This window comes from Rahnella bonaserana (assembly GCF_019049675.1).
In the GTDB taxonomy this organism is placed as follows: Bacteria; Pseudomonadota; Gammaproteobacteria; order Enterobacterales; family Enterobacteriaceae; genus Rahnella; species Rahnella bonaserana.
Map to the genome: position 1 here is coordinate 185471 of NZ_JAFMOW010000061.1, position 21969 is coordinate 207439.

A 21969-nucleotide genomic window follows, 5' to 3' on the forward strand; every position below is an offset into this window, starting at 1 on the left:
CATGATTATTCCGGCTTTAGATTTGATCGAAGGCAGCGTGGTGCGTTTGCATCAGGGCGATTACGGTCAGCAGCGTGACTACGGTAATGATCCGCTGCCACGGTTGCAGGATTATCAGCAACAGGGCGCGCAGGTTCTTCATCTGGTGGATCTGACTGGCGCCAAAGATCCGGCCGCACGCCAGATCCCTTTGCTGACCAAATTACTGGCCGGCGTTTCCGTGCCAGTGCAGGTCGGCGGCGGTATCCGCACCGAACAAGACGTTGAGGCTTTGCTCAGCGCCGGTGCCACCCGGGTGGTGGTCGGTTCGACAGCGGTAAAAGATCCGCAGACAGTACAGGGCTGGTTTAGCCGTTTTGGCGCAGATGCGCTGGTTCTGGCGCTGGACGTGCGCATTGACGCTGAAGGTACCAAAAATGTGGCCATCAGCGGCTGGCAGGAAAACTCCAATGCCACGCTGGAACAGGTCGTCGAGCAATATCTGCCGTTTGGCCTGAAACATGTCCTTTGCACCGATATTTCCCGTGACGGCACGCTGGCGGGTTCCAACGTTGAACTTTATCGTGAAGTGACCGCACGTTATCCGCAGGTGGCTTTCCAGGCTTCCGGCGGCATCGGTTCGCTTGAGGATATTGCGGCATTACGTGACAGCGGCGTAAAAGGTGTCATTGTCGGGCGCGCATTGCTCGACGGTAAATTTACTGCGACGGAGGCAATTTCATGCTGGCAAAACGGATAATCCCCTGCCTCGACGTTAAAGACGGTCAGGTTGTGAAAGGCGTGCAGTTCCGCAATCACGAAATCATCGGCGACATCGTGCCCTTAGCGCAGCGTTATGCACAGGAAGGCGCGGATGAACTGGTTTTCTATGATATTACGGCCTCAAGCGACGGACGCGTGGTGGATAAAAGCTGGGTATCGCGTGTGGCGGAAGTTATCGATATCCCCTTCTGTGTCGCGGGCGGCATTAAGAGTCTGGAAGATGCAGGCCAGATTTTGCAGTTTGGTGCCGATAAGATTTCTATCAATTCCCCGGCGCTGGCTGACCCGACATTGATCAGCCGCCTCGCCGACAGGTATGGTGTACAGTGTATCGTTGTCGGTATTGATACATGGCACGATGCAGAAACCGGTACATATCAGGTGCATCAGTTTACCGGCGACGAAGCGCGTACCCAAGTTACCACCTGGCAGACGATTGACTGGGTGAAGGAAGTTCAGGAACGCGGCGCAGGTGAAATTGTACTGAACATGATGAATCAGGATGGCGTGCGTAATGGTTACGATCTTGCACAACTGAAGATGATCCGTGAAGTGTGTCATGTTCCGCTGATTGCCTCCGGGGGTGCCGGCACAATGCCGCACTTCCTTGATGCCTTCCGCGAAGCACGGGTTGACGGCGCACTGGCCGCCTCCGTGTTCCACAAACAAATTATTAATATCGGCGAGCTGAAAAGCTACTTAGCTGAAAATGGCGTGGAGATCCGCTTGTGAGTAATCAGGACATAAAAACCGGTCTGCTGACCGGTGAACAGATCAGCCAGCTCGACTGGGCAAAGGTGGATAACCTGATGCCGGCCATCATCCAGCATGCGGTGTCGGGTGAAGTACTGATGCTCGGTTATATGAATCAGGAAGCGCTGAGCGTTACCCAGTCTTCCGGTAAAGTGACTTTTTATTCGCGCACCAAAGAGCGTCTTTGGACTAAAGGCGAAACCTCAGAAAACTTTCTGAACGTAGTCAGCATCACACCAGATTGTGACAATGACACACTGCTGGTTCTGGTAAATCCGGTTGGCCCGACCTGCCATAAAGGCAATAACAGCTGCTTCCACCCTGCCGAAACCGACTGGGCGTTTTTGTATCAGCTCGAAGAACTGCTGGCATCGCGTAAAACCGCCGATCCTGAAAGCTCTTATACCGCCAAACTGTACGCCAGCGGGACCAAACGTATCGCGCAAAAAGTCGGTGAAGAAGGTGTGGAAACCGCGCTGGCCGCCACCGTCAACGACCGTTTTGAACTGAAAAATGAAGCCTCGGACCTTATCTATCACCTGCTGGTATTACTGCAGGACCAGGATTTGAACCTGAGTGCCGTGATCGACAATCTGCGTCAGCGTCACAAGAAATAACAGCCAGCTTTAACGCTAAAACTCAGACGTAAAAAAGCCGCCTTTGCAGATGCATTGGCGGCTTTTTTGTATCAGCGCTTAATCACCGGCGCGCTTAACATGCGCCGGTCAGGCTATTAATCCAACCATTCGGTATGGAAAACACCCTCTTTGTCGGTACGTTTGTAAGTATGTGCACCGAAGTAGTCACGCTGTGCCTGGATCAGGTTAGCTGGCAGAACCGCTGAGCGGTAGCTGTCATAGTAGTTGATCGCAGCAGAGAACGTTGGTGTCGGGATACCGTTCTGAACGGCATAAGACACAACATCACGCAGCGCTTGCTGATATTCATCAGCAATGTTTTTGAAGTACGGAGCCAGCAGCAGGTTGGCGATGGAAGCATTTTCAGCATACGCATCGGTAATTTTCTGCAGGAACTGAGCGCGGATGATACAACCAGCACGGAAGATCTTCGCGATTTCGCCGTAGTTCAGATCCCAGTTGTTCTCGTCTGAAGCAGCTTTGAGCTGTGAGAAACCCTGAGCGTAAGAAACAAGTTTGCCCAGATACAGAGCACGACGCACTTTCTCGATGAACTCAGCTTTGTCGCCAGAGAAAGGTTTTACAGCCGGGCCAGACAGAACTTTGGAAGCTGCAACGCGCTGATCTTTCAGGGAAGACAGGTAACGGGCAAATACGGACTCGGTAATCAGCGTCAGTGGTTCGCCCAGATCCAGTGAACTCTGGCTGGTCCATTTACCGGTGCCTTTGTTCGCTGCTTCATCCAGAATCACATCGACCAGGTATTTACCCTCTTCGTCTTTCTTGGTGAAGATGTCTTTGGTGATATCGATCAGGTAGCTGCTCAGCTCGCCTTTGTTCCAGTCAGCGAAGGTGGTTGCCAGCTCTTCGTTGCTCAGGTTAAGGGACTGTTTCAGCAGGGAATACGCTTCTGCGATAAGTTGCATGTCGCCGTATTCGATACCGTTATGAACCATCTTGACGTAATGACCTGCACCATCTGCACCGATGTAAGCTACGCAAGCATCGCCATCTTCAGCACGCGCTGCGATTTTCTCAAGAATCGGAGCCACCAGCGCGTACGCTTCTTTCTGACCGCCAGGCATGATAGATGGGCCTTTCAGTGCACCCTCTTCACCGCCGGAAACACCGGTACCGATGAAGTTGAAACCTTGCTCGGACAGCTCGCGGTTACGACGAATAGTGTCTTTATAATAAGTGTTGCCGCCATCGATCAGGATGTCGCCTTTATCCAGATGCGGAGTCAGGGATGCGATGGTTTTGTCAGTTGCTTCACCGGCTTTCACCATCAGCAAGATACGACGAGGTTTTTCCAGTGAGTCAACAAACTCTTCGACGGTGTAGTGCGGGACCAGATTTTTACCCGGATTTTCAGCGATGACTTCATCAGTCTTGTCACCGGAACGGTTAAAAATGGAAACGGAATAACCACGGCTTTCGATGTTAAGCGCGAGGTTACGGCCCATTACCGCCATACCGACAACGCCGATCTGTTGTTTGGACATTAGCAACTCCTGTCTGAAATAGTTGATCGCCCAGTTTTTAGTCTAAACCCCTGTTAACAGTGAGTTTAACTGCACTGAGCTATACAAATGAACACAAGCATTGTACATGAGAATGACGACGGGTGAACCTATTGCAGCCATAACAATATTCTGATCGCACGTACCTGCAATGACCTGTCTCGCCTTTCTCAGAGGCCAACTTCACTTTACCGGTAACATGACGGGAATGCAGGTAAAAAAGAGCTGTCCGTCCCAACCGTTGCGGGCTCAGGAATCTGCGGCCATCGAATGCTGAGATAAATGCGGCAGCTCAGTCAATTGGTAAAGTCTGTTTGCCAAAAATTCTTTCTCACGGTTTACACGCCCAAAATCAATAAGAAAAGAGGGGCTACGCATCTCGAAGAAAGATTCAAGATCCAGTTGTTCCTCACCCAATTTCAAAAAGGACCAGTCAGTCACATACTTCAAGCTATCGAATTTATTTTTATAATATTCTGACCAATAAAATGATGTACCGGACAAGCCAACGCTAGAAACTATCAACTGAAAATGGAATCGGGTGGAAAGAAAAAAATCCTTTGCCGAAAACTGTAAACCATGTTTCCAGATCGTCTCAAAGAAAACCATTTCAATCACCGGGAATTTTTGCTTAAGCCTCTTATAAAAATATCCATCAGAACCCGGCCTAAATTCATAAAAGCGTATTAATGAGCCAGGGAATTTTTGAATGAAAGCGCTAATTGCTAGTTCAACTTGATTTATGAAGATTTCCTCATTTTCATCACCCTCTGATAATTCATTATGAAGGCATAACCGGAGTACTGGCGTTTCTTTTTCGACTAAAGTGACAACTTCAGAAAATGGAAAACAAAAATAGTCATCACCAATGAAGGATATTTTACCTGGAAGAAATTTCTCTAAAACTTGATAGCTAGCATAATCACGGACATCAAAACAAAAATAGCTTTCGATGAATTTTGAAATTTGTAAGGCTTTCTCCTCTGACAAAGGTTGCAAGCCAAGCCCTGTTGCATAAGTCAGCACATTGTGTTTTTTACCGAAGTACGAAACAAGTTCGATCAATCGAAGATTAGCTGCCCATAGTTCATTTATATAACCGCCTCCCAGCAAATGAATACTGTCAGTATCTTCAAATATATTACTCATCAATCGTTCGCGAAGAGGGAGTAGATACTCATCAGAAAATTTATCTTCGATACTACCATTCTCGCCTAATGCCTGAGCGAGTTGCCAGAGAAAATTAACACACTTAACATCATCATAAAGATTTGAAGCAACTAAGGGATCCACGGCATCAAGATAAATTATTGCATTCGGATATACTCTTTTGATGTGATTAATCCATCCTCTGGTGAGCATATCATCACCATAGTTTGGCATCCCGGAAGCAGAAATAAGGTAGAAGGTTTTTTGGGGAGAAGGTGTAGGAATAGAAGTGGTTGTTTGCAGAGGTTCAACAATTTCTTTTTTTTCATTTTTGGAAAAAAAACCAAAAAAACTCATATTGAGATCCTTATGGACATTACTCATTCTTTATTTGATAAATAATCATAAAGTTTAATAGTTTCTTTTGTGATTATTTTTGAGCAAAACTTTTCTTCTATTAGCTTTCTTCCATTTTGACCCATTATAGCTCTAGCATCTTTGCTTAATAGTAATTTTTTTAAACTCTCAGCTAATGCATCGACGTTTCCTTTATCGATGATAAGTCCATTCTTATTGTTTTCAATAAGACTACTGCAACCCCCAACATCATACGAAATTATAGCTCGCCCCACAGAACACGCCTCGAGGAGAATTCTGGGTATTCCTTCAGGATACATGGAAGGAAGTGCAACGATATTAGAGTCTTTGATTAAACCTTTCATATCATCGCATTTACCAAGCCAGTTTATTTCCCCATTCTTGTGAGCCTTTTCAAGAAAACTGAGAGGGATTGAATCGGGATCATCTGGTGTTGGTATACCTGCAACGTTTAAAGTAAACATAACACCTTCCGATGCCAGGCGTTTCTTTACGATGATCAAGTCAGCAAGTCCCTTACTCCACAACAACCGACTCGCGAATAAGACAAATGGAGTTTCTCTTGAAGGTTCTTTAGAATAAGGGAATTCATTAATATTTATTCCTGCACCATCTATAACTACTGTTCTATCCTTATTAATTTTGGAGAAATTTAAAATGCATGACCTGTCACTTTGATGTTCGAATGTCACTAAACAATTTTTATTAGAAAATATGAAATTATAAAGTGGTTTTACAAATCGCTTAATCAGAGAAAACTTAAAGGTCTTCTTTGTAAACACACGACCTAAACCTACAAAGCTAATAATGATACTCTTTGAAAATATCTTTGCATATAATCCGCCAATCAGCCCTGGCTTAATCGTAATACAATGTAAAACATCAGCATCAATTGATTTGATCAACCTAGTGATACTTATTAACTCACTAGCAAACTTGAATGGATTTACAGACTGGGCAGAAATTGATGAATTATGACAAACGAAACCCAGATTATTAAACTTCGTTACTAACAATTGATCAACAAAGTTACTTATAATATGAATTTGGTAACCCGCTTGCTGCGCACGCTCTGCTCTTTCAATCCAATGTAAATCGAAATACCAATCAGTATTTATGAAATAACATATTTTTCTCATCACTTATTTACCATCAATGGCGTTTGCCTGACTTGGAGAAAACTCCATCAATAACGCCTCTTATGATATATTTAATATAACTAAACTTATTATCCTGATTTAAAACATTAGAAAATGCTTTTACAATGCGTAAAATAGTTCCAATACATGAATATGGACAATTGGATTGGAAGTATTTTTTAGCTAGTATCAGATTTCGAACAAGATAATAAACTTTCCAAACAGGCGTTATGGAATTTCCAGTAATACTAATATCATGGATAAATTGTAACTGAGGAACATAGATAAATTTATGACCATTCAAAATAAGATGATGGGAGAAATAAACATCATCATAATATAAGAACAAATCATCATGTATATAATGTGCTGATGTGCGCATGACATCTTGGCGAATGATCGTTCCAACAAATGAAAGAGTCACACAGGATTCAATTTTCTCATTACCTGGGATAAATTCCTGTGAGTCTGTGAAATACTTAACATTATCCCGCAAGGTTTGTGGCAATTTAAGAAATGGTTTATTCATTTTGCAGTCAATGCCATGAGTGTCTATCACACGGCAACTTAAAGCAGAAATTCCATCAAGAGTTATCTCACGGAAGCTCTTTAGCAAATCAGGGGCTGGATATGCATCATCATCATAGATGAATATCCAGTCAGTATTGATTTGTGAAGTAATATATTCAGCCCCTTTTCTAAAACCACCGGCGCCGCCGGTGTTTTCAGTCAAGGACAGAACGGTCAAACGTGAATCTTCAATACTCTCAAGCCACGTGGCAGTGTCATCTGTGGAACAATTATTTACAACAACAATATTGTCGAAAGGCAACATCGAAGTCGATAACCAACATTTTTTTAACTTATCGAGCCGATTAAAGGTGACAATTAATGCTGTTGTATTCATCTAACATCGACCGTGAAAACAGGCATCGTCTCAGCTCCATCGACACTTTGGAGATATATTTCCGCCGTTTTAAGCGCTTCAGCAATCGTAACATCCATATCGAGATATCGATAAGTCCCTAACCGACCAACAAACGTGATGTTCTTTTCAGCTTTCGCGAGAGTTAAGTATTTATCAAGTAATGCCATTTCTCCAACCTGACGGATTGGATAATAAGGAATATCTTCCGGTTCGCAACTACGACTATATTCTTTATAACAAACAGATCCTTCATGTGATTCCCATGGTGAGAAATATTTGTGCTCTGTTATGCGGGTGTAAGGTACATTTTGTTCACAGTAGTTCATTACTGCACATCCCTGGTAATCACCCGTAAAAGTAAATTTCTCAAAATCTAATGTACGATAACCTAAACGGCCAAACTGGTACTGATAAAAGGCGTCAAGAGGACCACTGTAAAAAACATGGTCATAAGCATTTCTTTCACTTAAATCAAACTCAGTTGCTAATTCTACTTTAATATTGGGATGTTCAGATATTTTTTTGACCATTTCAGTGTATCCATCTTTTGGCATACCTTGAAACTTATGGTTGAAATAATTATCATCATAATTAAAACGGATTGGTAATCTCTTCAGTATTGAAGCCGGCAATTCTGCCGGTGACATTCCCCATTGTTTAATCGTGTACCCTTTGAAAAAGGCTTCATACAATTCTTTGCCAACGAATTTTAATGCCTGTTCCTCAAAAGTCTTGGGATCAGTTATTGAGCTGTCACCTTTATCTCGAATCAATTCACGAGCTTCGTCGGGAGAACAAGTCTTTTCGAAAAATTGATTTATGGTATGCAGATTTATAGGCAACGAAAAAACCTTTCCGTTATAAGTCGCTTTTACTCGATTTACATACGGCATCATCTGAGAATATTTTTGGATAAAATTCCATACTTCCTGGTTATCGGTATGGAAGATATGAGGTCCGTAGGTATGCACCATGACCTGAGTCTTTTCATCGCGCGCATCATAGCAATTTCCTGCAATATGAGGTCTTTTATCAATAATTCTAACTAAATGACCTTGCTCAGCAAGCTGTCGTCCGATAACAACACCAGAGAAACCTGCGCCTACGATGAGAATATTTTTTTTACTCATGATTTATACCTTATTAACCTAAGACGACACGTCGGAATTTATAATAACACTTAGCAATCACAGTTCTACGCTTTGAACCTCTTGGTGCAAAACGATTTACATGTGGCATTAATCTATTTTTAATTTTCGTACGGAATAAAATAGGTTGTAGGGAGACTTCAGTAGACGGGACGGATGTATGAGCCCCCATCAAACGACCATAAACTTCTCTTTCCCAAGGGGTACCTTGAATATTTTTTATAAAATTGTCATAGAAATCGACTTTATCAGTATTCCACGGTTTATTTTCACCCGCAAAGTGAATCATTTTAGGATTTTGTCTGGCGTTAAGAAATCTCATGTATGTGGAAAATTTCAGATTTGGATAGAAAACATCTGTATGCCCATTTCCATGATACACATTCCAATCAAGCGGCAAGAAATGAACACGGTTGTAGAAAACTTTATTCATTATATCCTGGTCAAGGAACCAATAACTTTGTCCTTTCAACGCAGTCATTAATTTTTCGAAAATGTTTTCTTCATTCATCTGTGCAATATTAAAGACAATTATACCTCCCTGGAAATAATTATCCGTGTTCGCCATCTCTAGCCTGGTTTTGAGGTATTCCTCAGCAGTTTGAACACCTGCATCAGACTGAGCTACATTACCAAATTTAACAAAACCTTCCATGACGATGTCTTGTACTGCAGCAACCAGATTATTGCCCAGTGGCGTCTCAATGAGTTCCGCAAGATCACTCTCAACAACCGTATCTGTATCGATGAAAAGAACTTTTGAGAAATCTCTAAATAACTTTGGAATAAACAGTCTGGAATATGTTGCAGCGGTAAAAGGAGGCCTGATGTAAGCGTCTTTTATTTCTTTGAATGCATTTATATCAAAATAACGCACGTTCATATTGGTAGTATTCGCTACCAAATTTTTAACACGTTCCTTGTTGCGCTGACTTAGCCCATTATCTAGCACGACTATATCGTAATTGTGATTTGTGCTTGCGTTCTTGACGATAGAATTAACAAGTGCACCAAGACTCATTGCATAGTTATCGTCTGAACAAATCACAATTGGAACATTTCTCTCAGTGAAATGAGGCCCCAGCTTACCATTGAAAGTTTCATTTTTTATGAATGTTCGTTGTACTTCTTTGATGCGTAAATTTTGGCTAGCCAATTTGAAAATGATGAATATATTGAACAAACGTTCAGATATATGTCCGATAACTCTTTTCTCTTGAGCAGAATAATTTTCGAATGCAATTTCTTCTTCAAGTTCTTCAAGTATGCCAAAAAGCCAAGTTGAATATTCGTCGAATAATGGCTTATTCATTACATACATGTTTGTGTAATAGCCATCTACAGCTGCATTAAAGGTTTTAACAGCTGAATAATACTCAGGATGCTTCCTTAAAAGAACATCAATTGCTGACTGATAATCTTTAATATGTAAGTGATCTGACACTTTGTAATGGTGATAATTATTTTTACTGCCAGCTGACTTAACTGACCATTTACAAGGGACGATCAGATCCACATTTTCTAATAATTTTAATATCTGCTTCTCATTCAAGCCAAATTCTTCTTGGTATTCCTGATTAATTTCATCGCAATTAACCATACCCCAATTATCTTCTGGTTTATGTTGATCGTCGGAAAAATTAAAATGTCTCCGATAATGCATAAAACCTACATAATCTGTAGGTATTGCATTTTTCCATACCCAATAATGTGCTGTAAGCTCGCAGTAGAATGGATTTTTATAAGATATGTTATCGCCAGTATCATCACCGTCGCAGCAAATGACATTAAGTGAATTTGCTTTCCCAACATGTATTGGCTTAATCACCGAAGAATCGAGAAATGCACTCGGTTTATGATGACAAGTATAAATAGATACAGTTTTCATCCTTCATTCCATCACTATAATATAATTTTCAATTCACGCCATTGCTTCTTTATAAGCAGCAATGACATCAGCAGATTTACCCATTTGTCTAAGCTTGTGATCTTCAATCCATATAACACGATCACATACGTTAGAAACATCAGCCAAGTTATGGCTAACAAAAAGAATGGTTACACCTTTTGCTTTAAAATCGTTAATAGTCGCAAGACATTTTCTTTGAAATGATATATCACCAACTGCAAGAACCTCGTCAATTATAAGTATGTCGGGATCAACTTGCGTGATGACCGAAAAACCCAATTTTGCTAACATACCACTCGAATAGACACGAATCGGTTCATCGATGAAATCCCCTAACTCAGAGAATTCGATTATTTTATCCATTCGTTGTTTGAGTTCTTTTCTACGCAATCCTAGCAGTGTGGCATTCAAACGAATATTTTCACGGCCAGTCAATTCAGGATGAAACCCGCCACCTAATTCAAGCATTGATGCCACTCTCCCCGTAACACTAACTGTTCCGGAAGAAGGTTTCATTACTCCAGCGACAAGCCCTAGTGAAGTGCTTTTACCCGCACCATTGCGGCCAATCAAGGCAACAGATTCACCCTTTTCAATAATAAAATTAATATCTTCAATTGCCAGATAACTTCTGCCACTCAGCAGACTTAACGCTCTGCGAGGATTGAAGATTAATTCTTTTATTCCTGAGCCAATATGGTGATAAAGGGGATATCTTTTTGTTACATTTTTAAACTCAATAACAACACTCATTATAGAATCTCTGCAAAGCGATATTTTAATTTATTGAAAATACTACTACCGATGATGAGCATCACTATCCCATATCCGTACAAAGTAGCTATGTCAGTATAATTGACTGTATTGTTCATAAATAAATCACGCCAACTTATGATCATATTAGCCAGAGGGTTATAATCAATGAGCCAACGATAATCCTGAGGTATCATGTCGGAGGAATACAAAATTGGTGTACAATAAAATAGCAACATAATACCGAGAGTTATAAAACGTTCGAGATCGCGGAAGAATAAATTAAGTGTAGATAAAGTAAGCGCTACCCCTAACATTAGAATGATTTGTGCAAAGCCGATTAATGGAATTCCCCAAATCCAATCCCAAGATGGTCGCATGTCGTAGACATAAAGAAAAATTATAATTACTGGAATAGTGCAAATAAAATGCAAACACTCCATCAATACGTTGCTCATTGGTATTACAGAGCGGGGGAAAACAGTCTTTTTTATAATTTGCGCATTAGCTAAAAACGAAAATAAAGAATTCGAAGTAGAACTTGCAAACCATTGCCAAGGGAAAAGCCCTGTAATGATAAACACCGTATAATTTGGTATTTGTACTCTCATTATTAATTTGAAAATAAAATAGTAAATCATGGCGAACAGCAGAGGGTTAGCAATCGACCATAGATAACCAAAAAAACTACTTTTGTATCTAACCTTAAGCTCTTTTTCAGTGATTACAGTAGCCAAATCAAATAAATAACCTAAACTGTACTTCATACACTTCTCTTATTAATGAATTCTTGTGGATAAGTATTTCACTAGCAATGACTCAGTTTTGTTGACAGTGAAATCCGTATATATTTGTTATCTTAATCGCAAGAAATTAATAACTTTCTCTATTTGTTATTGATAAGACATATTTATACATATCGTGCATGCCAGATTCAACAGAAACGAAATTAGATTTATTGATAGTCTCTTTCAGCTTACCAATATCTAGAATATTATATGGCACGTCACCCGATTTTCTCTCGTGGTAATTTATCTCAATTTTATTATTTGCAATTATTTGAGCATACTTGAGAATATCTTCAATACTTGTTCCAACCCCTGAACCGACGTTATAAATTTCATTCCACTTTTGAGATTGCATCAATTTTTCGACAATTTCACAAAAGTCATCTATGTGAATATAATCCTTACAAGTAGTTACATCTCCATAAATATCCATTGATTTACCAATAATTGCATTTCTTAAGGCAACACCAATGATTCGCTCAATTTTTTGATATTTTCCATAAACATTCGCTGGACGTAAAATGAGGAAATTAAACTCGGAATCTAATCTTGAAGCAAATTCTAAATAATGTTCACAAGATTCTTTCATCCATCCATAAAAACTCACTGGAGATATAATGTGCGTCTCTTTTATCGGAGCATCTGCCATGCCGTAGATAGAACCGCCAGAAGATATATAAACAAGTTTTTTTACGCCATGGTTTTTCATAATACCAATGAGATCAATGAACGCAGATAGGTTCGTTGCTAATACTTCCTGAGAGGAACCAACCTCATCCATTGCGGTAAAGCTTGTTAATGAATGTAATACAATATCTATCTTATAATTTTCAAATATTTCATTTAATATAGTTGTATTTTTGCAGTCACCACAAATGTCAATAAGATTCTCATGGTGAACATGGGATGGTGAACGGCTAAAATTAATAACCTTAATCCCTCTCTCGCAGAAATATTCGCTCAAATTGGTGCCTATAAATCCTGAGCCACCTACAATTAAAATTGTTTTCATATATTGCTCATTTGAAATTAAATTACTCAACCAGTAAAATTCGGAATTTTGACAAACCATTAATAAAGTAAGTTTCATTCGCGAACTAAATCACGATATTTGATAGTGATTTAGTCAATTTGCCAGTCTCAAGGAATAATTTTCACCTTATATCTTCTACACACGCTACCGCCCTTGGCTCTACAGCTACCAATGCACTGAACGTCATCATTTTTCAGTATTTACATAAAAGTTATTTGGTTACTTTCTCTTATGTAAATATTGAAGTTTATGCGAGGCTACACAAACACAGGATTCTAACCAAAACACTATGTCAACTTAAATTTCATTGTGACCATGATCGTCTTACTTCGAACGGGTAGCCAGGAGTTACTCTTAGTTTAGAATAACTCCTTAATAATTAAGTTTGTGTTACTCAGTCTTCAATTAGGAGATTAGTAAGATACTGTCCATAAGGTGTTTTACTCATGGATTTTGCTTGTGCCTCAAGTTGCTCTCGAGTAATCCAACCTTTCCGGTATGCAATTTCTTCAAGACATGCAACTTTAAGTCCTTGCCGTTTTTCAATTGTATGAATAAATTGAGAAGCTTCGATCAGGCTATCGTGAGTTCCGGTGTCCAGCCAGGCAAAACCGCGGCCAAGTAATTCAACCTTGAGCTTACCCTTTTTCAGGTACATCTCATTCAATGTGGTAATTTCTAACTCACCACGTTCTGATGGCTTGACCTGTTTGGCCATTTCAACAATATCGTTGTCATAAAAATAAAGCCCAGTTACCGCCCATTGTGATTTAGGCTTGGCTGGCTTTTCTTCTATGGATAATGCATTGAATTCATTATCAAATTGAACTACACCAAAACGCTCTGGGTCCAATACCTGATAGCCAAAAACTGTCGCACCTGTTTCTCTTGAAGCAACATCTTCTAACTTCTTACCAAAGCCCTGACCAAAATAGATGTTGTCACCCAGAACCAACGCACACCGTTCACCATTAATGAAATCTTCACCAATAATGAATGCTTGCGCCAAACCGTCCGGAGATGGCTGCTCTGCATATTGTATTTTGATGCCGAACTGAGAACCATCGCCCAGCAATCGCTTGAACGAAGGCAAATCTTCCGGGGTGGAAATGAGCAAAATATCATCAATGCCCGCCAACATAAGCACTGATAGTGGATAATAAATCATTGGCTTATCATAAACAGGCAATAACTGTTTAGAAACTCCAAGCGTTATCGGATGCAGCCTTGTACCAGAACCGCCTGCCAGAACAATACCTTTCATTTAATAAGACCTCTTCTATTTAGTCTTTCAAACCTAAACGCTCACCTGCATAAGACCCATCCTGAACACGTTTCCACCAGGTTTCATTTTCAAGATACCATTTTACTGTTTTCAAAATTCCGCTTTCAAAAGTCTCAACAGGTGTCCATCCAAGTTCACGTTCAATTTTGCTCGCGTCGATGGCATAACGCATATCATGACCAGGGCGATCTTTAACGAAGGTGATCAATTCATTAAAATGTGTAAGTCCCGCTGGTTTGTCAGACACTAATTGATCCAAAATTGAGCAAATTGTCTTCACGACATCAATATTTTTACGCTCATTATGCCCGCCAATATTATACGTCTCGCCAATAACACCTTTCGTAACAACCTCATAAAGGGCTCTGGCGTGATCCTCTACAAATAACCAGTCCCGGATCTGGGCACCATCACCATAAACAGGAAGAGGTTTACCGGCTATAGCATTAAGAATAACAAGGGGGATCAACTTCTCAGGAAAGTGGTAAGGACCGTAGTTATTTGAGCAATTTGTTATTAAAGTTGGCAATCCATACGTTCGGTTCCATGCGCGTACGAGGTGATCGCTTGCCGCTTTGGAAGCAGAGTACGGGCTACTCGGAGCATATGGCGTAGTCTCGGTGAATAGGTCGGTGGTTCCATGCAGATCACCGTAGACTTCATCAGTTGAAATATGATGGAAACGGAATACATTCTTTTTCTCATCATCCAGACCGGACCAATAATGTCGTGCAGATTCTAAAAGAGTGTATGTGCCGGTGATATTAGTATCAATAAAGGCCGAAGGTCCATCAATTGACCTGTCTACATGGCTTTCTGCCGCAAGGTGCATCACTGCATCCGGTTTAAACTCTGAAAATATCTCATCCAGAGAATCACGGTCACAAATGTTCGCCAGGACAAAACGGTAGCGAGGATCATTTTCGACTTCTTTCAGGGATTCTAAATTACCTGCGTACGTCAAACTATCAACCACAAGCACATTGTCGTTTGTTTCAGAGATGATGTGACGCACTACCGCAGAACCGATGAAACCCGCACCGCCCGTTATCAGTATGTTCATTATAAAAGGTCTCACGTGATTAATTTTACGCTTGCACCAGCATTTAGCGCATGACAAATCTGAAGGTCCTTGTGCTCACAGATTAAAATTTCTCTTTAAACTCAGCATTTAAATTGTGCAAACTGGCACAAGGCACCACATTCAACTCCATATATTATCATATGCTCCATGCCATAAACCTCTAACTTCATCATTTCACCTGTCTAACCTCGAACAATGAGTCATTTTTTAATCAAGATTAAAGACAACTTATGATTTCGAGATCTTGTCAGAGTGCTTATTATTCTTTTGTAAACTCATGGCAACCTTTGTAATCGATTAATATAATAGCTTGAATATGAGTACCACAGCGGATTTGTCTCACTTTGCCTCATTAACCTATTCTTGTTGGTCTGAGCATTGGCAAAAAAAAAGCACCGATTTATTCGGTGCTTTTTAAAGCCCGCTGACTACTTTTCAGTAAACTCTTTCAGCCATGCCTTAAACGCTTCACCCTGTGAGTTATGGCGAATACCATACTCAACGAACGCTTTCATATAACCGAGTTTGTCGCCACAGTCGTGTGAACGGCCGGTCATGGAGAACGCTTCTACGGTTTGCTTTTTCATCAGCATCGCGATGGCGTCGGTCAGCTGGATTTCGTTACCGGCACCGTATGGGGTCACTGCCAGCAGTGGCCAGATGGCTTCTGAAAGCACATAACGGCCGACAACCGCGAGGTTTGATGGCGCATCTTTAAGCTCTGGTTTCTCAACGATAGCCGTCATTGGCGCGCTTTCGCCCGGCTCAACTTCCACACCGTTACAGTTAACGATACCGTATTTAGAAACGTCTTTCTCCGGCACTTCTTCAACCATGACCTGGCTGTTGCCCGTTTCCTGGAAACGGCGAAGCATCGCAGCAAGGTTGTCTTTACGCAGATCGCTGGTGGAATCGTCCATCAGAACGTCAGGCAGAATAACCGCGAAAGGTGAATTGCCGATCAGAGGTTTTGCACACAGAACCGCATGTCCCAGACCTTTTGACTGGCCCTGACGCACGTTCATGATCGTCACGCCTTTCGGACAAATGGACTGCACTTCTTCCAGCAACTGACGCTTAACGCGAGATTCCAGCATGCTTTCCAGTTCGAATGATGTGTCGAAGTGGTTTTCGATCGCATTTTTGGAAGAGTGCGTGACCAGAATGATTTCTTTGATGCCCGCTGCAGCACATTCGTTAACGATGTACTGGATCAAAGGCTTATCGACGATAGGCAGCATTTCTTTTGGAATGGCCTTCGTCGCTGGCAACATACGTGTGCCCAGACCGGCAACAGGGATAACAGCTTTTAACATTGTAAAGGATACTCCTTGAAACCTATTGGTGTGTAAATCCAGTCAGTTAGAATTCAAACATGTCAGGGAATTCACCGGACTGAAATTGTAAATACAAATTATTTCCCGCTACGCTATTTCTTCCCTGAGTATAGTCCCTGTCATTTAGTTTAGGGAGACCATACTGCTGACTTTAGGACTCCAGCACGATTCTCTGTATTTGATTACGATACCAGTAAGCTGCATGAAACGGTAAGGTAAAGACCTAATTTTAGGAATGTTAAACCTATTCGATGATTTTATAATCATAAATTGCTGCTTTCGAAAACATCCAGGTCTGTCCGTTGATGGATGCCCCGAATTTCCCCTGCCCTGCTGTACGTTTTTGCCTAGACCACTGTTTTAGATTTGAAATTTCATCCCCTGACGCCCATTATTCAACGTGCGGCAAACGCCGCGTAACTAAAGGTGAAAAACGCTATATGGAATGGATCGCCGATCCGTCGATTTGGGCCGGGCTGGCTACCCTGGTAATTCTTGAAATTGTTCTGGGGATAGACAATCTCATCTTTATTGCCATTCTGGCGGAGAAACTTCCGCGCAGCCAACGTGATAAAGCCCGCGTCACAGGACTGATGCTGGCGCTCGTCATGCGTTTACTGCTCCTTGCTTCAATCTCATGGTTATCGACGCTCACCCGCCCGCTCATTACGGTGTTAGGCCACCCGTTCAGCGCGCGTGACATGATTATGCTCGTCGGCGGGATATTCCTGTTGTTCAAGGCAACGATGGAGTTGAATGAACGCCTGGAAGGTAAGGATGAGGAGCAAAGCCAGCAGCAACGCGGGGCTAAGTTCTGGCCTGTTGTCGCTCAGATTGTGGTGCTGGATGCGGTATTTTCACTCGACTCGGTGATTACCGCCGTCGGTATGGTTGACCATCTGGCCGTCATGATGGCGGCCGTCTGTATTGCTATTGGCCTGATGTTGTTAGCCAGTAAACCACTGACCCGTTTCGTCAACGCGCATCCGACTATTGTTATCTTGTGCCTGAGTTTCCTGCTGATGATTGGGTTTAGCCTGGTGGCGGAAGGCTTTGGCTATGCGATCCCAAAAGGATATCTTTACGCGGCAATCGGTTTCTCCGTCATTATCGAAGGCCTGAACCAGCTGGCGCAATTCAACCGCAAGCGCTTTTTGTCATCACGTCGCTCTCTGCGTGAACGAACCGCAGAAACTGTTTTACGCGTTCTTCGTGGCAAACATGATGAAGCCGAACTGGATCCACACTCCTCAAATATGATTGCAGACAGTGCTGGCGAAGAAGATGCCATCTTCAATCAGCAGGAACGCCATATGATTGAGCGTGTGCTGGGCCTCGGGCAGCGTACCGTCAGCAGCGTGATGACCTCCCGCCACGACGTCGATAATCTTGAACTCAATGACCCGATTGAATTGCTCAAGCAGCAAATAGCGGAAAACCAGCACACGCGTATTCTGGTGACAGAAGACAGCTCGACCGATGAGCCATTAGGCGTTGTGCATGTTGTCGATTTGCTGAAACAACAGCTCCTGCAAAATGAATTAGACCTTAAGGCACTGATCCGCCAGCCACTGATATTCCCGGAGCAGCTTTCCCTGCTGATGGCACTGGAACAGTTCCGTCTGGCCAAAACGCACTTTGCATTTGTCGTCGATGAGTTCGGTTCGGTTGAGGGTATCGTGACCCTGACCGACGTGATGGAAACGATTGCCGGTAATCTGCCTGAATCCGATGAAACGCCGGATGCGCGCCACGATATTTCCCAGCAGGAAGACGGTACCTGGATCGCCAATGGTTATATGCCGCTGGAAGATCTGGTGATGTACATCGCCTTGCCGGTTGATGAAAAAAGGGAATATCACACACTGGCGGGGTTACTGATGGAACATACGCAGAGCATCCCGCAGGTTGGCGCGCAAATCCACATCAATAACTATCTGTTCGAACCGCTTGAGGTCAGCAGTCACCGTATTCTGAAAGTGAAAATTACGCCGCTTGATACTGAAATGGATGATGATTACGAAGTGTGACCTGATGCTGAGGTAGCGTTAGGGATAAGAATATAAACGGGACGCTGATGAGGCGTCCCGTTTTTTTCTGAACTGTATTCATTGAGATATACAAAAATTATTTATTCAATAACTTCTGCACATCTTCTTTTTCTTTGGTGTCTTTGCGTTTATCCACCCAGTTCTGAATAGCGCTGCGGGCACTCTGCTCTACTGTCCGCCGCAGGATCTGATCAACCTGTAACTGATAACCCAGTTGCGCCCACGGCCCGTATACGCGCAGCGGGATATCTGTAGATTTCAGTGTATTGATAAGATTGCTGTCGCCTTTCCAGCCACCGGTGACACGGATCACCAAATTCAGGTCAACCTTTTCGCCAGGGAGATCAACAGAGCCATCACCTTTTGCGTAAACCATTGGTGACTGGCCTTCCAGATCACTGAGTTTCAGGGTGCCATTTTCCAGCTGTCCCTGCGCTTTCAGTGTATCAATCTGGCTGTAATGCTCATATTTATCCAGTCCCTGAACACTGTTAGTATTGCGGCTGACCGCCTGCTGTATCAGTTGCTGAATATTAAGGCCATTCAGATGCGCGTTAGTCATCGCAAGCTGGGCATCACCCCGCCAGTTATGCGCAAAATCTTCAGCCGATAACCCTTCTCCGTTCACATCACCTTTCATAGAGAAGCTGCCGGTCAGCGCTTTCGGCAATCCGTAAGCGGTCAGCAGATCTGCGAGCTCAATATTATTAATATCCGGCGTCATGCGAATCTGAATGTTTTTACCCGTCACATCCATATCGCCCGGCAATGAAAAACTTCCCGCGCCAAGATTGCCACTGAACGTCGGCAGCGCAACTTTACCCTGCCGGTTATCGGCATTCAGTGCCAGATTTTGGATGTTCATTCCGCGATAAGTTAAATCCGCCACTTTCAGAGCCAGCTTCGCATTGAAGGTCTGTAAAGTGCTCAGGCCGTTCGGCTGCTCATCAACATCACGGGCAATGACCGGCGCGGAGGTGATTGACTGGGTGCTTTGAGCGGTCTGCTCAGTTGTTTTAGGCTGCCAGCCGGAAAGCGCATCCAGATCGAGTTTATCAGCGTTTAAATTGAGCTGATAATTGCCGACATCGCCTCCCATCGTGGCAGAGGCAGTCCCTGAAATCTGATTATCATTGGCTGTCAGCGCCAGTTGGGTCAGTGCCAGTGACTGATTATCACGCTGATAACTGGCCTGCATCGAACCGTTGCCCTGCACGCCTTTAACCGGAATGTCAGCACCACTCAGCTGATAAGTGAATTTACTGATATTGGCCGAAACCGCCTGCGGATAATGCTGCATATCCACTTCGGCATTCATGGTGAACGCAAGGTCGCGCTGATTGCGGTTTATGCGGCTCGAGAGCTGAATGGTGGCCTGGCGGTCGTCGTTTTTATCAATTTCCATATTGATATCACGAACGTTTATCTGATCATCATCACCGCGCTGCCAGATAAGCAGACTGTCGGCGATGCTGATTTTATCGATATCAAACTTCCAGCCAGCTTCCAGTTCAGAAGATCCGGGAGCGACAGGAGTGGGTGTTGAAGGTGCAACAGGCGCATCGGGCTGATTCTCTTCAGTTTCTGGCGTCAGACGTATCACTGCGTTTTTCAGCAGTACCTGTTTCACCGCCAGCTGATGAGAAATAAGAGGCCAGAGTTTGACGTCCAGCCGCATGTTTTCAGCACTGACAACTGCCTCTTTGGCACCCGGCGCGGTAAGTGACGTCTGACCGGCAATAATGCTCAGCTGTGGCCAGACATGCCAGCGCAGCGATCCGTTAATGGCCAGCTGATACCCGCTTTTCACCTCAACCCTTTCCACCATGTACTGGCGGAAATCATTCGGGTTGATCAGAAATACCAGCGAAGTCATGCCGGCAATGATAACCACCAGTAAAATCACCAGTGTTGTCAGTAGTCTTCTCATGCCTTCCTCACGTTTTTATCCGTTATGCGGATAAAAAACAGAATCAGTCTTCATCAATACGACTGGCAATTGCGCTTTGCTGGTCGCGGTATTTCGCATCCTGACGGCTGTTATAAGGACGCGCAGCAGAACCGGATAACGGTTCAAAGCTTAGTGCGCCAATCAGCATTCCGGGACGAAGCGCCAGCGGGAGCTTACCTGAATTATAGAACTCGAGAACAATCCGCCCTTTCCAGCCAGGATCGATGCGATGTGCGGTCACGTGGACCATCAGCCCGAGACGCGCCAGTGAAGAGCGTCCGTCCAGCCAGCCGACCAGATCGTCAGGAATGGTGACCGACTCATAAGTGACCGCCAGCGCCAGTTCGCCAGGGTGCAGGAAGAATGCTTCACCTTCCGGCAAAACAATCTCATCACTCATCACTTTGTCCAGCGCTGCGCTGACTTCGTCTTTCGGGCCGCTCAGGTCGATATAACCCGCGTTATGGCCGAGGAAAACGCGAAAGCCGTTGCCCAGACGCACATCTACAGTCGCACCGTTAATTCGTTCAACCGGCGGACGGGGTGAAATGCCTAATTTGCCGCTGTCGAGCCAGGCTTCTATATCTCGGTCGCAAAGTCTCATCGTATCTCCGGTATGTTTTCTACGGATTGTGTTCCGCGATTAATTGAAGAACTGGCTGATTTTCGCCTTGAGAATATCAATCGCAATCCGGTTTTTGCCGCCGCGCGGCACAATGATGTCTGCGTATTGTTTTGATGGTTCGATAAATTGCAGGAACATCGGACGGACAGTCTTCTGATATTGCGCCATCACAGAATCCATTGAACGTCCACGTTCGTTGACGTCACGTTTCATGCGGCGCATCAGACAGATATCCAGCGGGGTATCGACGAAGATGGAGAAATTCATTTCGTCACGCAAACGCGCATCAGTCAGGAGCAGGATCCCTTCCAGAATAATGACTTTCTTCGGTTTTAGCGTCACCGTCTCAGGCAGACGAGTATGCTCAATAAAGCTGTAGCTCGGCAATTCAATTGCCTGACCAGACTTCATGGCCTGTAAATGCTGGAACAGCAAATTGTGATCCATCGCACTTGGATGGTCGTAGTTGGTTTTGACCCGCTCTTCCATGGTCATGTGGCTTTGGTCTTTATAGTAGCAATCTTCAGGGATCACCCCGATGTGCTCATCACCGACCTGATCACGAAGTTCACGGTATAACGTACTGGCGATGAGGCTTTTTCCCGAAGCAGATGCGCCAGCGATACCCACGATGACACACTGATGGAATTTGTCAGACATAAAATTAAAGACCTGATTTGGAAGTTGGAAGGCAAGCACAGACGTGTGCTTTGAACGCGCCAATTATAAGTACAA

Annotated in this window: 19 protein-coding genes; 4 read left to right on the forward strand and 15 right to left on the reverse strand. The window is 43.3% G+C overall.

What is annotated here, in order from left to right; genetic code table 11:
* Nucleotide 1: 1 nt before the first annotated feature.
* From hisA to hisIE, 3 genes are read left to right on the forward strand one after another with little or no spacing between them, the layout of a single operon-like run.
* Nucleotides 2-739 (forward strand): 1-(5-phosphoribosyl)-5-[(5-phosphoribosylamino)methylideneamino]imidazole-4-carboxamide isomerase, encoded by a 738-nt coding sequence (gene hisA, locus J1778_RS11430; protein ID WP_217173241.1) that lies wholly within the window; start codon nucleotides 2-4, stop codon nucleotides 737-739.
* On the forward strand, nucleotides 721-1494 hold the full coding sequence (hisF, locus tag J1778_RS11435; protein WP_217173242.1) for an imidazole glycerol phosphate synthase subunit HisF: 774 nt from the start codon (nucleotides 721-723) through the stop codon (nucleotides 1492-1494). The genes hisA and hisF overlap by 19 nt, the downstream gene beginning before the upstream one ends.
* A gap of 23 nt (nucleotides 1495-1517) precedes the next feature.
* Entirely contained in the window at nucleotides 1518-2132 is a 615-nt protein-coding gene (gene hisIE / locus J1778_RS11440) for a bifunctional phosphoribosyl-AMP cyclohydrolase/phosphoribosyl-ATP diphosphatase HisIE (RefSeq protein ID WP_217173271.1), read from the forward strand.
* Between the two features lie 116 nt (nucleotides 2133-2248).
* On the opposite strand, the gene gndA is transcribed toward hisIE, so the two are convergent.
* From gndA to galU, 12 genes are all read right to left on the reverse strand, one after another.
* Nucleotides 2249-3658, reverse strand: a complete 1410-nt coding sequence (gene gndA / locus J1778_RS11445) for an NADP-dependent phosphogluconate dehydrogenase (RefSeq protein ID WP_217173243.1) — start codon at nucleotides 3656-3658, stop codon at nucleotides 2249-2251.
* 267 nt (nucleotides 3659-3925) lie between these two features.
* Nucleotides 3926-5182 carry a polysaccharide pyruvyl transferase family protein gene (locus tag J1778_RS11450; protein WP_217173244.1) on the reverse strand — a complete coding sequence of 419 codons (1257 nt, stop codon included), beginning with the start codon at nucleotides 5180-5182 and terminating at the stop codon, nucleotides 3926-3928.
* A 23-nt stretch (nucleotides 5183-5205) separates the two neighbouring features.
* Complete coding sequence (locus J1778_RS11455) at nucleotides 5206-6342, reverse strand: glycosyltransferase family 4 protein (RefSeq protein WP_217173272.1); 1137 nt, start codon at nucleotides 6340-6342, stop codon at nucleotides 5206-5208.
* A gap of 13 nt (nucleotides 6343-6355) precedes the next feature.
* Nucleotides 6356-7249, reverse strand: a complete 894-nt coding sequence (locus tag J1778_RS11460; RefSeq protein WP_217173245.1) for a glycosyltransferase — start codon at nucleotides 7247-7249, stop codon at nucleotides 6356-6358.
* The gene (glf, locus tag J1778_RS11465; RefSeq protein ID WP_217173246.1) at nucleotides 7246-8400 is read right to left on the reverse strand and encodes a UDP-galactopyranose mutase; all 1155 of its coding nucleotides are present in this window, start codon (nucleotides 8398-8400) and stop codon (nucleotides 7246-7248) included. Before glf ends, J1778_RS11460 begins: the two co-directional genes overlap by 4 nt.
* Before the next feature lie 13 nt (nucleotides 8401-8413).
* On the reverse strand, nucleotides 8414-10306 hold the full coding sequence (locus J1778_RS11470) for a DUF4422 domain-containing protein (RefSeq protein WP_217173247.1): 1893 nt from the start codon (nucleotides 10304-10306) through the stop codon (nucleotides 8414-8416).
* Nucleotides 10307-10339: 33 nt separating this feature from the next.
* On the reverse strand, nucleotides 10340-11080 hold the full coding sequence (locus tag J1778_RS11475; RefSeq protein WP_129638662.1) for an ABC transporter ATP-binding protein: 741 nt from the start codon (nucleotides 11078-11080) through the stop codon (nucleotides 10340-10342).
* Entirely contained in the window at nucleotides 11080-11847 is a 768-nt protein-coding gene (locus J1778_RS11480) for an ABC transporter permease (protein WP_013575072.1), read from the reverse strand. Before J1778_RS11480 ends, J1778_RS11475 begins: the two co-directional genes overlap by 1 nt.
* A gap of 106 nt (nucleotides 11848-11953) precedes the next feature.
* Nucleotides 11954-12880 (reverse strand): NAD-dependent epimerase/dehydratase family protein, encoded by a 927-nt coding sequence (locus tag J1778_RS11485; RefSeq protein WP_217173248.1) that lies wholly within the window; start codon nucleotides 12878-12880, stop codon nucleotides 11954-11956.
* 415 nt (nucleotides 12881-13295) lie between these two features.
* Nucleotides 13296-14165 (reverse strand): glucose-1-phosphate thymidylyltransferase RfbA, encoded by an 870-nt coding sequence (rfbA, locus tag J1778_RS11490; protein ID WP_217173249.1) that lies wholly within the window; start codon nucleotides 14163-14165, stop codon nucleotides 13296-13298.
* 19 nt (nucleotides 14166-14184) lie between these two features.
* Nucleotides 14185-15252 (reverse strand): dTDP-glucose 4,6-dehydratase, encoded by a 1068-nt coding sequence (gene rfbB / locus J1778_RS11495; RefSeq protein WP_217173273.1) that lies wholly within the window; start codon nucleotides 15250-15252, stop codon nucleotides 14185-14187.
* Nucleotides 15253-15698: 446 nt separating this feature from the next.
* Entirely contained in the window at nucleotides 15699-16586 is an 888-nt protein-coding gene (gene galU / locus J1778_RS11500; protein WP_129638659.1) for a UTP--glucose-1-phosphate uridylyltransferase GalU, read from the reverse strand.
* A 461-nt stretch (nucleotides 16587-17047) separates the two neighbouring features.
* On the opposite strand from galU, the gene J1778_RS11505 reads away from it, so the two are divergent.
* Nucleotides 17048-18637 (forward strand): TerC family protein, encoded by a 1590-nt coding sequence (locus tag J1778_RS11505; protein WP_217173250.1) that lies wholly within the window; start codon nucleotides 17048-17050, stop codon nucleotides 18635-18637.
* 97 nt (nucleotides 18638-18734) lie between these two features.
* On the opposite strand, the gene asmA is transcribed toward J1778_RS11505, so the two are convergent.
* From asmA to udk, 3 genes are read right to left on the reverse strand one after another with little or no spacing between them, the layout of a single operon-like run.
* Nucleotides 18735-20588, reverse strand: coding sequence for an outer membrane assembly protein AsmA (asmA, locus tag J1778_RS11510; RefSeq protein WP_217173251.1), 1854 nt, complete (start codon nucleotides 20586-20588; stop codon nucleotides 18735-18737).
* A 43-nt stretch (nucleotides 20589-20631) separates the two neighbouring features.
* Nucleotides 20632-21213 carry a dCTP deaminase gene (gene dcd / locus J1778_RS11515; protein WP_112290978.1) on the reverse strand — a complete coding sequence of 194 codons (582 nt, stop codon included), beginning with the start codon at nucleotides 21211-21213 and terminating at the stop codon, nucleotides 20632-20634.
* Nucleotides 21214-21252: 39 nt separating this feature from the next.
* Nucleotides 21253-21894, reverse strand: a complete 642-nt coding sequence (gene udk, locus J1778_RS11520; protein ID WP_013575064.1) for a uridine kinase — start codon at nucleotides 21892-21894, stop codon at nucleotides 21253-21255.
* Nucleotides 21895-21969: the final 75 nt, after the last annotated feature.

Bases quoted from the DNA above. Each gene is read 5' to 3' on its own strand.
- hisA (WP_217173241.1), top strand. From the start codon at position 2: ATGATTATTCCGGCTTTAGATTTGATCGAAGGCAGCGTGGTGCGTTTG.
- hisF (WP_217173242.1), top strand. From the start codon at position 721: ATGCTGGCAAAACGGATAATCCCCTGCCTCGACGTTAAAGACGGTCAG.
- gndA (WP_217173243.1), bottom strand. From the start codon at position 3,658: ATGTCCAAACAACAGATCGGCGTTGTCGGTATGGCGGTAATGGGCCGT.
- J1778_RS11450 (WP_217173244.1), bottom strand. From the start codon at position 5,182: ATGAGTTTTTTTGGTTTTTTTTCCAAAAATGAAAAAAAAGAAATTGTT.
- J1778_RS11455 (WP_217173272.1), bottom strand. From the start codon at position 6,342: ATGAGAAAAATATGTTATTTCATAAATACTGATTGGTATTTCGATTTA.
- J1778_RS11460 (WP_217173245.1), bottom strand. From the start codon at position 7,249: ATGAATACAACAGCATTAATTGTCACCTTTAATCGGCTCGATAAGTTA.
- glf (WP_217173246.1), bottom strand. From the start codon at position 8,400: ATGAGTAAAAAAAATATTCTCATCGTAGGCGCAGGTTTCTCTGGTGTT.
- J1778_RS11470 (WP_217173247.1), bottom strand. From the start codon at position 10,306: ATGAAAACTGTATCTATTTATACTTGTCATCATAAACCGAGTGCATTT.
- J1778_RS11475 (WP_129638662.1), bottom strand. From the start codon at position 11,080: ATGAGTGTTGTTATTGAGTTTAAAAATGTAACAAAAAGATATCCCCTT.
- J1778_RS11480 (WP_013575072.1), bottom strand. From the start codon at position 11,847: ATGAAGTACAGTTTAGGTTATTTATTTGATTTGGCTACTGTAATCACT.
- J1778_RS11485 (WP_217173248.1), bottom strand. From the start codon at position 12,880: ATGAAAACAATTTTAATTGTAGGTGGCTCAGGATTTATAGGCACCAAT.
- rfbA (WP_217173249.1), bottom strand. From the start codon at position 14,165: ATGAAAGGTATTGTTCTGGCAGGCGGTTCTGGTACAAGGCTGCATCCG.
- galU (WP_129638659.1), bottom strand. From the start codon at position 16,586: ATGTTAAAAGCTGTTATCCCTGTTGCCGGTCTGGGCACACGTATGTTG.
- J1778_RS11505 (WP_217173250.1), top strand. From the start codon at position 17,048: ATGGAATGGATCGCCGATCCGTCGATTTGGGCCGGGCTGGCTACCCTG.
- asmA (WP_217173251.1), bottom strand. From the start codon at position 20,588: ATGAGAAGACTACTGACAACACTGGTGATTTTACTGGTGGTTATCATT.
- dcd (WP_112290978.1), bottom strand. From the start codon at position 21,213: ATGAGACTTTGCGACCGAGATATAGAAGCCTGGCTCGACAGCGGCAAA.
- udk (WP_013575064.1), bottom strand. From the start codon at position 21,894: ATGTCTGACAAATTCCATCAGTGTGTCATCGTGGGTATCGCTGGCGCA.